Origin of the sequence: Carnobacterium maltaromaticum DSM 20342, from assembly GCF_000744945.1 — a bacterium.
GTDB lineage: Bacteria > Bacillota > Bacilli > Lactobacillales > Carnobacteriaceae > Carnobacterium > Carnobacterium maltaromaticum.
Window position 1 is genome coordinate 3,001,864 of the sequence record NZ_JQMX01000001.1, and the last position, 14,714, is coordinate 3,016,577.

Below are 14,714 nucleotides of genomic sequence, written 5' to 3' on the forward strand. Positions count from 1 at the left end.
TAATCATTTACAAGGAACAAATCGAATATTCTCATAGGGGAGTAACTGGCAGCAGATTGCTGTGGCAACGTCACCAACAAGTAGTTTTTAAATCCATTCTACTGGTGTTGTCTTAAATAGTGAGACTTATGCATGCCGTTTTTAGTAAACGAGTATGCATAAGTCTCTTTTTTTATGGGAATATCGATTACTATTATAATGAAGTGGAGATGACGGGATAGTGGATAAAAAAGCACAGCTAAAGGAAACTTTTTACACGCAAGAAACAGATCAGGTTTTAGAGAAATTAGGTAGCTCGTTAAAAGGGTTAACTAGCTCTGAAGCAGAAAAAAGGTTATCTGAATATGGTGAAAATCAATTAGATGAAGGAAAAACGAAAAGTCTATTTGTTAAATTTCTTGAGCAATTTAAAGATTTTATGATTATTGTTTTGCTGGCAGCAGCCTTAATTTCTGGCGCATTTGGTGATATTGCTGATGCCGTTATTATTCTTGTTGTTGTTATTATTAATGCTATATTAGGTGTGGCTCAAGAAGCTAAGGCGGAACAAGCGATTAATGCCTTAAAAGAAATGGCTTCGCCAGAAGCTCGTGTGAGACGTGATGATCATGTTGTTTCATTAAAGAGTGATGAATTAGTACCTGGGGATATTGTGTTACTAGAAGCCGGAGATGTGATTCCAGCTGATTTACGTTTAATTGAAGTAGCTTCGTTAAAAATTGAAGAAGCGGCTTTGACTGGTGAATCTGTTCCTGTTGAAAAAAGTTTAAGTTTACCTGATGGGGAAGCTGGAATTGGCGATCGCAGAAATATGGCTTATATGAACAGTAATGTGACCTATGGACGTGGTATTGGTGTTGTTGTTGGAACCGGTATGAACACAGAAGTTGGAAAGATTGCTGGAATGTTGCAAGCAACGGATGAAAATATCACGCCGTTACAAGAGAACTTGAATCAACTAGGAAAGTATTTAACGATTGCTATTTTAGTGATTGCTGTCGTAATGTTTGGGATTGGTATGGCAAATGGACGCGAATGGCTTGATATGCTATTGGTTTCAATCTCACTAGCAGTTGCAGCCATTCCAGAAGGTTTGCCAGCGATTGTCACAATTATCCTAGCTTTAGGAACGCAAAAAATGGCGAAACGTAAGGCGTTGGTACGTAAATTACCTGCTGTTGAAACATTAGGGAGTACAGAAATTATCTGTTCAGATAAAACGGGTACGTTAACATTAAATCAGATGACAGTTGAAAAAATTTATTATAATGGTGAAGTTAGAGATGCGAAGGAGCAATTAGATTTAACTGAACCAGTGTTGCGCATTATGACGTTTAGTAATGATACGCAAATTTCCAGCGATGGCAGTTTAATTGGCGATCCAACGGAAACGGCTATGATTCAATATGCTTTAGATAAAGGGTTAGATGTGAAGGCTGAGTTGGCGAAAGAACCGCGTGTTGGTGAAGTTCCTTTTGATTCAGAACGTAAATTAATGTCAACGATTCAGAAATTAGCAGATGGTCGCTTTTTAGTGACAACTAAGGGCGCGCCTGATGAACTATTAAAACGTTGTCTGAAAATTGATAAAGCGGGCCAAGTAATCGAGATGACGGAAGCTGAAAGAGCAGCGATTTTAGCAACGAATCATTCTTTAGCTAAACAAGCTTTACGTGTCTTGGCGATGGCATATAAATTTATTGATGCTGTTCCAGAAAAATTAACGACAGAGACAGTTGAAACAGATTTAATTTATGCAGGGATGATTGGTATGATTGATCCAGAGCGTAAAGAAGCAGCTGAGGCTGTTCGAGTAGCGAAAGAAGCTGGTATTCGTCCAATTATGATTACTGGTGATCACCGTGATACGGCAGAAGCTATTGCAGTTCGTTTAGGAATCATCGCTGAGGGTGATGATGCTGCTGTAATTACAGGATCCGATTTAAATAAAATTTCAGATGAAGATTTTGCCAAACAAGTTAAGGATTATTCCGTTTATGCTCGAGTTTCGCCAGAGCACAAGGTTCGGATTGTTAAAGCATGGCAAAAAGCTGGTAAGATTGTTGCGATGACAGGGGATGGAGTTAATGATGCTCCAGCACTTAAAACAGCCGATATTGGAATTGGGATGGGAATTACTGGAACAGAAGTATCAAAAGGCGCCAGTGATATGGTCTTGGCGGACGATAACTTTTCAACGATTGTCGTGGCAGTTGAAGAGGGACGTAAAGTTTTCTCAAATATTCAAAAAGCCATTCAATATTTACTTGCGGCTAACTTAGGAGAAGTATTAACGTTATTTATCGCAACTATTTTAGGTTGGTCTATCTTAGCTCCTGTTCATATTCTTTGGATTAACTTGGTTACAGACACGTTCCCAGCGATTGCGTTAGGTTTAGAACCTGCTGAAAAAGATGTGATGAAGCGCAAACCACGTGGTCGAAATTCCAATTTCTTTTCTAATGGAGTTTTAGGTAGCGTGATTTACCAAGGGATATTAGAAGGTGGAATTACCTTGTTTGTTTATTGGTGGGCCGTTACGTATCCAGTTCATGCCAACGATGTAGCAATGCATTTAGATGCTAAAACAATGGCTTTTGCAACTTTAGGTTTGATTCAATTATTCCATGCATTTAATGTGAAGTCGATTCATCAATCAATCTTTACGGTTGGAATCTTTAAAAATAAAACCTTCAATTATGCGATTGTGTTGTCGTTTGTCTTATTGGCAGCAACCATTGTTGTACCTGGTTTAAATGATGTGTTTGGTGTTGCTCATTTAGATAGCCACCAATGGGGTGTTGTTGTAGCTGCAGCATTCTCAATTATTCCAATTGTAGAATGTGTTAAATTTGTTTTGAGAAAAACAAAATACAAAACTGCTTAAGTAAGTAATAAATAGTCTATTTTATTAAACGTTAGTCTTAGACCAGTATTTAGTGGTTTAAGGCTAGCGTATTTTTGATTTTTAATTCATATCACCTAGTCAAACGAATAATTAGAGACATTATTGAATGGTAAACAAGTAAAAGTAAGTTCTCTACTGATATTTGAAACTATCAACATTATTGAAAAGGTAACTTAATATAGAAGGAAAAAATAAACGTGCTATTTTTATGAACTAGTAGGTTTATTTTTTTGTATATTTTTCTAAATGAAAGGAAATATAGTCAACTATTAAGCCGATTTCATTCATTTTTTTACATAATAAGTTGGACGAAAAGCACTATTTACTTTAAAAGCGGATAAAAAAATAAAAAAAGAAGAATAAAACAAACAAAATTATCATGATTTAGTTCTTTTTTTGGTTAAAACAGCTTTTTGGAAAGCGTTGTCTTTGTTTGTGTGTAAAGTTTTTTACTCGTTAGGTCAAAAAAAGAAAAATTATGAAAAAGATGACTAAAAGTGTTAATAATTCAAGAGGAAATAGCTATTTATAAAAGAAATTTTATCAGTGAAGCGCACTTTTTGTAAGTAGAATCAAAAACAAGCATGAAATGAAAAAAGTGATTTGTTGAACGGTTGAAAAGCCGTTAAGATAAACGTATAGGTTAAAGCAGTTCGAAGTGAATAAAACATTTTTGAGCTAGAACTTACTTCTATAAAACTAAAAATAATAATGCTGGATAGGGGAATAAGCATGGGAAAAATTGAACAGCACATGAATGACACAATCATTTATTATGTAGAGTTTACTTCTCAAAATCAAGATAAAGAAAAAACGATCCGTAAACATCGTAAATTATTTGCTTTCCGAAGTTTCATTTATGAAGAAGAAGTTGCAGAATTGGTTAAAACGTATCTTGCGAATATTATTGAAATAACTACGGTGCGTAAGTTTTTAGAAGGTTCATTTATAAATAACAAAACATGATTCTTCTATAGTAGGTTGAAAGCTTTGCTGATCACTGTCAGTGCATTAACAAAAAATATATGTTTTGATTGAAATAGCGGAAGGGAGGATATAATGAAGATGAAAAAGGTTTTCTTTTTGATACGTTCCATAGGAATCTTTATGATTATCTTTTTAATGAACCAGACATTTGTTGTTGAAGCTGAATCAGTACAATCAGTTGAAACAGGAGGGTCATTGAGCTTCTATGGAACATATGAATCAGAAATTGAACCACAACCAGGACCTCCTAACGGGTCAAAACCAGCAATACCTAGCGAAGTAAATAAAAAACCTATTCAAGGAAAATTGCCTAAAATGGGAGAATTAATTACTCAAAATTGGATTTGGTTAATTATTGTTTTACTAGTAATTGTCTTATTTGAACGGTATAGAACATACCGTAAACATTTAAGAGTAGAAATGAATCATTAATAAAAAACAAAAAAATGAAAAGAGGAAATTACAACATGAAATTATTAAACTTAGCAACAGTAGCAGCATTATCAGCAACAATTTTAGTAGGAGGCGCAACAGCGTTTGCTGAAGAAGCAAGAGAAGTACAAACACAAGGTGAAGTGACATTTACTCCTAACTCAGATGAAGAAACTGTCGTTACACCACCAGAAAGTGAACCAGAAGTTGTTATTCCTCCTGTAGTACCAAGTACAGGTCCTTTGACAATTGCTTATGCACCATCAATGAACTTTGGAGTACAACCAATTTCAAATCAAGATCAAACGTATAGTATGCTTGCTGAAATGCAAGAACTAGCAGATGGAACTGGTGATACACCATATGTCAGTTTTGCTCAAGTACAAGATACTCGCGGAAACAATGAAGGTTGGACGTTATCTGTAACTGCTAGTGAATTTACTTCTGGTACACAAAATGCAGAATTAACAGGCGCTCAAATTAGCTTGTTAGATCCAACAATTGATTATGATGGAAACAATGCATTAAACGCACCAACTGCACATGTAAGCACATTGAGTTTAGTTCCAGGAGCTGCAACTACAATTATGGAAGCGGCAGAAGGACAAGGAGCCGGTAGTTCCTCAGTAGTATGGGGAGACCAAGTTGCATTAAATGATTCAACAGATGCTGAAGTTCTTAATGATGCCATTCAATTATTTGTACCTGGTACGACAGCTAAAGATGCTACAACATACACTGCTGATTTAAGCTGGGAATTAACAGCAACACCAGCTAACGAAATATAAAATAAATTCTTAATGAGCAGCGTTGCATGATTTTAGTGTGACGTTGCTCTTTTGAAAGGGGAACTTAAATGAACACCTATCCAATGTCAAAGCAAAAAAAGATATCGATTCTTATTGTCCTGTCCTTCTTTATATTCACTCTATTTCCAACGATTAGTCTAGCAGAAGAAGCGGAGCTAAACTTCAATGTTACGCCACATTTTCCAGCAAGTCAGCTAGAAGATAGTACAAGTTATTTTGATTTAAATTTACCCGCAAATGCAAAAGATGTGCTTGGCTTAACTTTAACGAACTCTTCAGATGAAGAAGTGACAATTAAAATAACTGCGCATACCGCTTATACAAATGTAAATGGGATTGTAGAATATGGTAAAACAGCCTCAGAAAAAAATCCAACATTAACTTATGCAATGGAAGATTTAATTGAGGTTCCAAAACCGCTGACTTTAGCTGCTGGTGAAAACCGTACAATTGATATTCCATTTCAGATGCCTAAAAAATCTTTTGAAGGTTTATTAGCAGGAGGGCTACGAATTGAGGAAGTTCGTGAAGAAACAGAGAGTGAAGATGATAATCAAGGATTAGCCATTAAAAATAAATTTTCTTTTGTGATAGGTGTTCTAGCAAGTAATAATCGTTCAACAATTGTTCCTGAGTTAGAGCTTCTTGATGTTTTTCCAGACCAGCTAAATTATCGCAATGTTTTTAGTGCAACTATTCAAAATACTACGGCAACATTTGTCAATCAGTTAGAAGTTGATGCAGTGATTCGAGCCGAAGGTCAAGATGAAATTTTGTATCAATCAGAAACTGAGAAAATGCAAATGGCACCTAACTCGCATTTTAATTATCCAATACCATTAAACGGGGACGCTTTTCGAAATGGGGATTATGTTGCTACGATAACAGCACGGTCTGGTGAACATGAATGGACTTGGGCTCAGAAATTTACGATTAACCAAGAAACAGCTAGTCGTTTAAATCGGGCAGATGTTACAGTAGATACAAGTATGAATTGGTGGATGATTGCAGCAAGTGGATTATTTATTCTACTTTTAATTGTACTCATTTACCTTTTAATAAAAAGAAAAAAAGACAAAAATAAAAAAACAACGACTGCCGACTAGAAAGAAGAAATAAATGGAGAAAGGAGAAAAAGATAAATGAATAAAAGAAAATTAGCTCATTTAATTGGAGTAACAGTTTTGATTTGTTCAGTATTGATACCTTCAGTCATTGACTTTTCTAGAGAACAAAAAACTGCATCGGCAACAGGAAATCCTACTGAAGTTGCTATAGAAGCAGTAGAAGAAAGTGAAACTGAAATTGCTAAGCAACCGAATTTTCATTTCATAGAAACTCAAATTAATGAAGAAATTCATAGAGTTGTGAAAATCCAGATAGAAAGCGATATGCCTGTTACTGAAGTTGCAGTACAATTACCAAGCGAAGCAAAGGTTCAAGATGCTTTATTACTTGAAGGACAATCCTATCAAGCAAACGAAGAGGGACAAACAATCCTTAGTCAAACGATGGAAACCAAAAGTCTTGAGTTACCAGTAGTATTTGACACGGCTGGTGAATATCAAGTATCAATCGTATCTAATGATGAGAGCACAGTATCTGCTACAATTAATATAACAGCAGGTGAAACTTCAATTGTGACAGAAGAACCGTTAGAAAGTGAAACAGATGCTTCTTCAGAAATATTGGAAGTTGAAGTAGGTATTGAAAATGCAAGTATTCCTGAAACAGAGACACCTTTAAATAACGAGGAAATTAGCAGAGCTGATGAAAATGGTGTACAAGATGTTGCAACTTGGGTAGAATTCATTCGAGCTTTTGTTGATCCAACCGTTACTATTATTAATGTTATAGATGATTTTGCAACACCTAGTAATCCTCGTTTAGATTTGACAACTGTCACGACTGGGGATACCGGAAATTTCACTGGTGGATTATCAGGAGTGTATTTAAGTGTCCCAAATATTTCCCGTAGTCTTGTTATAGAAGGAAATAATCACCAGATTGATTTTAAAGCTGTAGCTCTTTGTTTCCTTGATACCACAGCAAATGTTAATTCACCATGGGATGTAGAATTAAAGGACTTAGAAATATATCATGGAAACTATTATGGTCCAGTAACATTTTTTAACTTAAGTACCAACAACCAACGTTTATCAACAATTACGTATAATAATATTACAAATATTGGAAATCAATTGATTCATTCACCAATGAGTCATGTACAAATCAAAGGCGTTACTAGTAGTATTCAACAAGAAAATTATACCTCTAATTTTGGTGCTTGGAGAATTTATGGAACCAACCAAACGAATATTTTTGTTTCTAAAATGACAATGCTAAAAGATAGTGAATTAGTCTTAGCTACAATTGGCGCTGGAAATATTGATTTGGGATATGATTCGAATGGAGAACTATTACTTGAAGATGGCTCAAAAATAACAGCCACTGCAAATGGAACTTCAGGAGAAGCAAATGGAGTGAACATACTGATTAGATCTGGTTCAGTAACGGCTGGTGAAAACTCTAAAATTTCCCTTGTTCCGCAACTAAATTCCTCGGCTATTTCTTTGTTAGCTATAGGCGCTAGCCTCAATATTGGAAAAAATGCTAATGTAGAAATACAATCAAATGGTAGATCAACAAATATCAATAACAATAATACAAATATAATATGGTTAGGAGCTGGAAGTTTAGTACAAATAGATGAAGGTGGAAGATTGGCAATAGATGCTATAAATCAAGGGAGTACAGTTTCAAATGTTATTCATGCTTCTGGATCAGCAGCGACACTAATAGTTGGTAAAGATAGTGTTTTAGACATAAAAAGTGATAGCATCTCTCAAAATCAACACTTAATTAAGTTTGCCTTGGCTAGTGGAACCTTTCAATTTTCAGATGCAAAGAAAATTAATTTACAAAGAACTGGAATAGGTGGGACAGGATCAAACAGTGGACTGATTAGTATGGGCGGCTCTACAGGAGTATTAGATGTGGACGTCCAATCGGTAAAACAATGGAGCAATGGCAATTTGAGTGAAGAGGCAGATTATAACTGGACCCCTATTTTTAATCTACATGTTGGGTTTACAGGTACGGTAATGAGATTAGATTCAGTATCAAGTATTTCACAAGAAACAGTTGATTCTTTCAGAGCAAATTTTACAACTCAAAATGTACAACGAATTCTTTTCGAGAAAATTCCTGATGTAAATGTAACGATTAATGAATTATCTGAGGATAAAACATTAGAAATCTCACATGTCATCACAGGAATAGCGAATCCAGGTAGTGTGATTCGTTTTACTGGTGATGCAGCGATACCTACTGGAACCATTCCATCACCGGACATGAATTCAATAGAAACGTATCATGTTCAAGCAGATGTAAATGGAGAGTACCGTTATGAATTACCTGCGGATAGTTATTTTACTGTTGGAAATACAGTTACAGCTTATGCATTTTTGGAAGGGAAATCAGATACTGATAGCACCGTTGTTCAAGAAAGGTTAGCTCCGCCTAATCCTTTAGATCCACTTAACCCAGATTTGGAAGTAGATCCAGAGAATAAGCCTAATTTGCCAGAAGAACAGGGTCAACTTAGTATTGACTTTATCTCACAATTTAATTTTGGGACGCAGTCTATTTCGACACAAGATAAGACATACTATGTCAATTCTCAACGATTATTGAATGAGGATGGGACAGTAAATAACACAGAAGAGCGACCTAATTTTGTTCAAGTTAGTGATCGTCGACCAAGTAATCAACGTGGTGGATGGGAGTTATCTCTTAGCCAGGAATCTCAATTTAGCACGTCTGGTGGAAAAGAACTAGTTGGAGCACAACTTCAATTGGCAAACGCTGAATTGATTTCTCCACAGGAAAATAGTAAACCTAGTTTTGTTGAAACGCTTCAAAATCTTATACCTGGTGTGCGTCAGCCGTTAATTATAGCTGAAGGTGATGAAGGTCAAGGAACATGGGTTTATCGCTTTGGAGACAGCACTACAGGAAGTGAAAGTGTAAAACTTCAAGTTCCAAAAGGTTCAAATCCAAATGCTGAATCTTACAGTACAACTTTAAATTGGGAATTAAGTGCGATCCCTGGAAATTAAATAAGATAAAATACGATAGAAAAAAAACAGAGAATCTAGTTCGTGATTCTCTGTTTTTTTTATTTTTCATTGTTATATAAGGTCGATAAAAGCGAAAACCATTCAACTTCAAGGGGAATGGGTGATAGTTTCACCACTTTACAAACGGAAATAGGTGCTTGAATTCGAAAATTTACAATACAAATATCAATAGAAAGGAGCGTTAAAAGTTCATTATTTAATTCTTTATTGAATAAGAAGATGACTTCTGCATCTCGTGGAACGACTTTAAGAGCGGTTGATTTATAATATCCAATGCTGGCAGGATCACCAGAAAAAGAAAAAAGAACTTTTAAGTCTTTTTTTGAGGACATTTGTAAAAAAGATGTCGTAATAAGAGTTAGGCTAACTGCTACATCGTTCACAAATTTGAATGTTATTTTGTGCGTATCAAGAATCTTAAGCCAGTCCTTGAGCATATCAGGATAACTAAGTTGAATTTGCTTATGCAATTCTTTATCTAATTCTTGATAATAAGGTGCTAGATCAGTTAGAAATGTTGTGTTCATTAAAAATGCTTGTAACGTAATTTTTAAATTTATATATAAGCCTGGATGGAGATGGTATTGAGTCAGAAAGTTAGAAACAATTGGCTCAAATTGGGCTAGTTGAGATCCATAATCAGCATAAAAAAAGGTAGATTGGTTTTCATAAGTTAAAGCATCTAATCTAAGGATATAGGCATACATCAACTCATTTTCAGACAACAATCCGATATCTGGATTATTTTCGAAATTAGGAAGAAAAGCACGTTTGAATCGTGCAAAGCTATCCGAATCTCTGTGGAGCTTTTTGATGTTTTCTGATAAAAGCACATCATGGCCATTTTTTATTCGTTGTTCAAAAATAGAAATTAAGTTGGAAACTCGAGTGTAATCAATGCTTAGTGCAAAACCAGATTCACTGATTAATTTAGCAATGGTTTGATAAACTGAATTCGTTTGATGCGCTTCAATTGGGAGTAAGGAATTATCAAATACATATCTAAAGTAGCGAAAGAAAAAGTAACGAATCGTGATTTCATCTCCGACTATATTGATATGCGGTGTCAATGTTAAGTTCAAATCATATTGATTTAATTCTTTTTTTAAATGCGCTAAATACCTTTTAACGGAAGAATCAGACAAGTATAAGTGGTCAGATAAGCTCTCAATAGTGTCGAAGGTATTGTCATAGATGCGTTCAATAATAGAAAAAAGTGGATTATTCTCTGTAATGGCATTTAGATACAATGAAATAGACGAAGGGTCTTTTGTCTTCAAAGTAAATTCATTTTTTGAATTTTGAGATAGCTCCATATTATAGGGGCGTTCTTTATTGAATTCCGTAATATAGTCTGAAATAGTTCGTTTAGAAAAATTTGTCTGATGGATTAAAAATTTAACATCAAGTGGGATTGGACTAGTGGCTAGTATTGAAAATATCTGGGCTTTTCTTTTTGACACCCTATCAACTAAAAGATTGTAGGTTAAATCATACATAGTAGCAGTCAACTCCTTTATTTATCGGTTAAGTAGCAGTAAGTTAAAAAAATTACAAAATAGAAAGACTTCCAAGATTTTAAACGGATATCTATTGTTATTAGTTCTCAAAGTATACCATAAGAGTGGGAAATATATTAAATTTAAACAATTATTTTTTACGATAGTAGTGGGAAAATAGAAGTAGTTAAAATCAGGTCAATAAAAAACATATCGTGAAAAAAGTGATTTGTTGTTAGTATCTGGAAAGGTTAATCTAAGTGTAGCCATTAAGAAGCTTTATAAGTGATAGATAAGAAAATAACCTATTTATTCTCTTGTAATAGTTAATATATACAAAAAAGTACCAAATCACAAAATGTAAACCTTAAGAAATTAGTGAATAGTATAAAAAGAAAAGGATGTGAATAAATATGATTGAAAAATTTTGGGATGATATTGTGGTTTATTCGGTAGAGTACAAGATATTGATGAATGATAACACCCTACAAGTACAACATAAAACGTTGGCTTGTAATAGTCTAATAATAGAAAAAGAGTTAGAAAATAAAATAAAAAATCATCTAACAAATTGCGTTGAAGTAACCTTTATAGAAGAAATAGCAGATGGTCTTTTTTTAAAAGAAAAGTATTCTGATAGTTCATTATAGAAAAATAAAAGGGGCATCAAAACATGCATAAAATAGTTAGGTTTCCAATTACAGATAGTCAAAAGAAACAAAATACAGTAGGGAAAGGTTTTGTTCCTTGTGAAATTTCAGAGAAGTATTTAAATCTAAAAAAGAACAGTTTTGAAGGAGATATCGTCATTAAAGTGATGAAAGACAGGAGTATTTCAGGTGAAATAGATCATGAAATATGCGAACTAGTTGTTTCTAAAAGCATGTTACTCAAGGTTTTAGATCAAATGAAATAAGTCGTTTATAGGGACGAGTTCATTTTAAAAGAGTTATTTTTCCAAGAGGGAAAATAGCTCTTTTTTTATTCGTATCAGTTGTAGAAGCTTCATAGATTTGGTACACTTTAGACAACAAAATCGATTATTAAACTAGCTCTTATGAGCCAACTCTTCGAGAAAAAGATAAAAATTTGAGAGGACAAAAAACGTCCTATCAATTTTTCCTATTTTCTTGCCGGAGTTAACCGTCTCAACGAGCTTTTTATTAAGTAGTAAGGGGAATGTTTATGGGAAAACTAAAAGAATCAAGGCTCTTTTTCTGGTCAATTGAGTTGTTAACCTTGGCAACTCTGTTATATGTATGCACCAAAATTGGTTTTCTTTTTCAACCATTTGGGATTTTAATTTCAACGTTATTTGCGCCAATTTTAGTTGCTGGATTTTTATATTATATGATGAATCCACTGGTTCATTTACTAGAAAGGTTTAAAATTAAACGCTCATTAGCGATTATACTTATCTTTATTGTGTTGATTGTTTTGCTGTCATTTTTGGTCGTCACAATTATTCCTAGTTTAATTGATCAAGTCTCACAATTTGCTCAAAATTTTCCTAGTATGTTAAAAGAAGGGCAAAATCAATTGGATTTACTCGCTAAACGTCCAGAATTACAAAACCTTGATATGCAAGAGTACATTAATGATTTAAATTTATCGACCTCAAAATTAGTTACTGGAGTAGTGAATGGCTTTACTAGTAGCGTATTTTCAATCATAGGGGTTATCTCAAGTGTAACCTTAGTGATTGTTACGGTTCCGATTGTTTTGTTTTATATGTTTAAAGATGGCGATAAATTACCAAATGCGATTGTCCGTTTTGTTCCAAAAAGTTATAAACAAAGAGTCTTGGATTTGATTTCTGATATTAATTCGACTCTAGCTTCTTTTATTAGTGGTCAAGCACTTGTCTGTTTATATGTAGGAACCTGCGCTTTTATTGGTTATTTAGTGATTGGCATGCCTTATGCACTACTTTTAGGTGTGATTGCTGGGGTGATGGATATTATCCCTTATCTAGGGCCTTGGTTAGGTGTTGCACCAGCTATTTTGATTGCGTTAACTCGTTCTCCTTTAGAGGCTCTTTTGGTGGCTGTGATTATTATTGTCATTCAAATCGGTGAATCTAATTTAGTTTATCCACTAGTGATGGGGAAATCATTAGACATGCATCCGTTAACGATTATTTTTATCTTGCTAGTGGCAGGTAATTTAGCTGGTTTAGTTGGAATGATTATTGGAATACCAGCTTATGCTGTGATAAAAATTATTTTACATCATCTTTATCGAGCTGTGGATGATAAAAAAGGCATCCCGCAATTAAATCGCTCTGAAATTGAAGAAATATAAGTTAAATGAGTTTTAGATGATAAATAAATGATAAAATGGTTGATTATTTTAATTTAAGCAGTTATACTAAATGAAAATAATTAAATTTAAAATGCAAAGACAAGGAAAGTATAATTTAATAAACCTTCATTAGAGAACTCATGCATGCTGAAAGTGAGTAAGGGGATTAAGTTTGAAAATGGCCTTCGAGCAGAGAATAACTGAACTGTAGTGAACTACTTTAGGTTATTACGGGAGCACCCGTTAGCGTGCCACAGTATGACGGATGGCAATTTCCAAGTACTGATAGAGGTAAAGGCAGTGATGCTTTTATAAAGCAAGGTGGTAACACGGGAAAATTTAACTTCCGTCCTTAAGCAGAATCTAATTCTGTCTTAAGGGCGGAAGTTTTTTTGATTAAATAAGCATAAAAGAGAAAGTAGGAGATAAGAATGACCAATTTAACCGAAGAAAAAAATTTAGTTCGAACTATTCCACCTTTTAGAGCCGACCACGTTGGAAGCTTTTTACGTCCACAACGTTTAAAAGAAGCTCGTAAAGCTTTTAGCAATCAAGAAATCACCCAAACAGAACTACGAGCAATTGAAAATGCTGAGATTATTCAGTTAGTAGAGCAACAGAAAGCCACGGGAATTCAATCGATTACTGATGGTGAGCTTAGAAGAAGTTGGTGGCATATTGACTTTTTAGAGCAGCTAACCGGGATTGAAGGATACGAATCAGAGACAAGCTATGATTTTAATGGCGTCAAAGTCCGTCCTTATAACATTCGAGTAGTTGGGAAAGTTGATTTTAATCCAAATCATTCATTTTTAGAAGATTTTAAATTTTTAAAAGAAGCTGTTGGATCAGAGGGGACAGCGAAACAAACCATTCCTAGTCCAAATATGTTGATCCATGATGGAATTCGTAATGAATCCATTTATCCTAATATCGACGATTATTTTTCTGATTTGGCAAAAACGTATCAAAAAGCCATTCAAGCATTTTACGATGTTGGTTGCCGTTACTTGCAAATTGATGATACTCATTGGGCTCTCTTAGCTGCTGAAAATAAAAAAGAGCTATTTGAAAAAAATGGGGTTGATCCAATTGAATTAGCCAAAAGATGTGCAGCGACATTAAATAGTGCATTAGCCAATAAACCTGCTGACTTGGTAGTGACAATGCATGTCTGTCGTGGGAATTTTGCGTCATCTTGGGTCTATTCTGGTGGTTATGAAAAAATTGCTGAATCCTTATTCAGTGTTACTGTTGATGGCTTCTTTTTAGAGTATGATAATGAACGGTCAGGAGATTTTGCTCCATTGCGCCACATTACGCGTCCTGATTTACAAATTGTCTTGGGATTAGTTACTTCAAAAGAAGCGACTTTAGAGGATAAATCCCAGATTAAAGATAGAATTAAAGAAGCCACAGAATATGTGCCGCTTGAAAATCTGTGTCTAAGCCCACAGTGCGGTTTTGCTTCAACTGAAGAAGGAAATAAGATTAGTGAAGAAGATCAATGGGCTAAATTACGTCATGTTGTTGAAATTTCAGAAGAGGTATGGGGAAAATAAAAAGTATGATGCGGTTATCATGGATTCAAATAAAAAGTATGGAGATTTTGTTCCTCCATACTTTTTACTAG

General features: G+C 34.5%; 11 protein-coding genes and 1 other annotated feature. Of the genes, 10 read left to right on the forward strand and 1 reads right to left on the reverse strand.

The genetic code is table 11. The features are described from left to right. The first annotated feature begins 220 nt into the window (after window positions 1-220). From BR77_RS13940 to BR77_RS13965, 6 genes are all read left to right on the forward strand, one after another. On the forward strand, window positions 221-2,887 hold the full coding sequence (locus BR77_RS13940; protein WP_015077398.1) for a cation-translocating P-type ATPase: 2,667 nt from the start codon (window positions 221-223) through the stop codon (window positions 2,885-2,887). Window positions 2,888-3,640: 753 nt separating this feature from the next. Continuing rightward, on the forward strand, window positions 3,641-3,874 hold the full coding sequence (locus BR77_RS13945) for a hypothetical protein (RefSeq protein WP_015077397.1): 234 nt from the start codon (window positions 3,641-3,643) through the stop codon (window positions 3,872-3,874). 93 nt (window positions 3,875-3,967) lie between these two features. Next, window positions 3,968-4,327, forward strand: coding sequence for an EF2685/EF0750 family sortase-dependent surface protein (locus BR77_RS13950; RefSeq protein WP_015077396.1), 360 nt, complete (start codon window positions 3,968-3,970; stop codon window positions 4,325-4,327). A 35-nt stretch (window positions 4,328-4,362) separates the two neighbouring features. After that, window positions 4,363-5,115 carry a WxL domain-containing protein gene (locus tag BR77_RS13955; RefSeq protein WP_015077395.1) on the forward strand — a complete coding sequence of 251 codons (753 nt, stop codon included), beginning with the start codon at window positions 4,363-4,365 and terminating at the stop codon, window positions 5,113-5,115. Between the two features lie 83 nt (window positions 5,116-5,198). Then, window positions 5,199-6,242, forward strand: a complete 1,044-nt coding sequence (locus BR77_RS13960) for a WxLIP family cell surface protein (RefSeq protein ID WP_035066229.1) — start codon at window positions 5,199-5,201, stop codon at window positions 6,240-6,242. A gap of 36 nt (window positions 6,243-6,278) precedes the next feature. Then, window positions 6,279-9,257 (forward strand): WxL domain-containing protein, encoded by a 2,979-nt coding sequence (locus BR77_RS13965; RefSeq protein WP_015077393.1) that lies wholly within the window; start codon window positions 6,279-6,281, stop codon window positions 9,255-9,257. Window positions 9,258-9,316: 59 nt separating this feature from the next. On the opposite strand, the gene BR77_RS13970 is transcribed toward BR77_RS13965, so the two are convergent. After that, the gene (locus tag BR77_RS13970; RefSeq protein ID WP_015077392.1) at window positions 9,317-10,777 is read right to left on the reverse strand and encodes an AcpB/EbpR/MafR family transcriptional regulator; all 1,461 of its coding nucleotides are present in this window, start codon (window positions 10,775-10,777) and stop codon (window positions 9,317-9,319) included. A 413-nt stretch (window positions 10,778-11,190) separates the two neighbouring features. Between BR77_RS13970 and BR77_RS13975 the strand changes: the two genes are divergently transcribed. The 4 genes from BR77_RS13975 to BR77_RS13990 all read left to right on the forward strand — a co-directional run bounded on the left by BR77_RS13975 (window position 11,191) and on the right by BR77_RS13990 (window position 14,643). Next, a complete protein-coding gene (locus BR77_RS13975) occupies window positions 11,191-11,427 on the forward strand; it encodes a hypothetical protein (protein WP_035065402.1) in 237 nt (78 codons plus the stop codon). Between the two features lie 23 nt (window positions 11,428-11,450). Next, window positions 11,451-11,693 (forward strand): hypothetical protein, encoded by a 243-nt coding sequence (locus BR77_RS13980; protein WP_015077390.1) that lies wholly within the window; start codon window positions 11,451-11,453, stop codon window positions 11,691-11,693. 269 nt (window positions 11,694-11,962) lie between these two features. After that, window positions 11,963-13,081 (forward strand): AI-2E family transporter, encoded by a 1,119-nt coding sequence (locus tag BR77_RS13985; RefSeq protein WP_015077389.1) that lies wholly within the window; start codon window positions 11,963-11,965, stop codon window positions 13,079-13,081. 87 nt (window positions 13,082-13,168) lie between these two features. Beyond that, window positions 13,169-13,438 (forward strand) — a binding site (T-box leader). Window positions 13,439-13,512: 74 nt separating this feature from the next. After that, the gene (locus BR77_RS13990) at window positions 13,513-14,643 is read left to right on the forward strand and encodes a 5-methyltetrahydropteroyltriglutamate--homocysteine S-methyltransferase (RefSeq protein WP_015077388.1); all 1,131 of its coding nucleotides are present in this window, start codon (window positions 13,513-13,515) and stop codon (window positions 14,641-14,643) included. Window positions 14,644-14,714 lie beyond the last annotated feature (71 nt).

Excerpts from the sequence above, each read along its gene's own strand:
- BR77_RS13945 (WP_015077397.1), top strand. The coding sequence starts at position 3,641 with ATGGGAAAAATTGAACAGCACATGAATGACACAATCATTTATTATGTA.
- BR77_RS13950 (WP_015077396.1), top strand. The coding sequence starts at position 3,968 with ATGAAGATGAAAAAGGTTTTCTTTTTGATACGTTCCATAGGAATCTTT.
- BR77_RS13955 (WP_015077395.1), top strand. The coding sequence starts at position 4,363 with ATGAAATTATTAAACTTAGCAACAGTAGCAGCATTATCAGCAACAATT.
- BR77_RS13960 (WP_035066229.1), top strand. The coding sequence starts at position 5,199 with ATGTCAAAGCAAAAAAAGATATCGATTCTTATTGTCCTGTCCTTCTTT.
- BR77_RS13965 (WP_015077393.1), top strand. The coding sequence starts at position 6,279 with ATGAATAAAAGAAAATTAGCTCATTTAATTGGAGTAACAGTTTTGATT.
- BR77_RS13970 (WP_015077392.1), bottom strand. The coding sequence starts at position 10,777 with ATGTATGATTTAACCTACAATCTTTTAGTTGATAGGGTGTCAAAAAGA.
- BR77_RS13975 (WP_035065402.1), top strand. The coding sequence starts at position 11,191 with ATGATTGAAAAATTTTGGGATGATATTGTGGTTTATTCGGTAGAGTAC.
- BR77_RS13980 (WP_015077390.1), top strand. The coding sequence starts at position 11,451 with ATGCATAAAATAGTTAGGTTTCCAATTACAGATAGTCAAAAGAAACAA.
- BR77_RS13985 (WP_015077389.1), top strand. The coding sequence starts at position 11,963 with ATGGGAAAACTAAAAGAATCAAGGCTCTTTTTCTGGTCAATTGAGTTG.
- BR77_RS13990 (WP_015077388.1), top strand. The coding sequence starts at position 13,513 with ATGACCAATTTAACCGAAGAAAAAAATTTAGTTCGAACTATTCCACCT.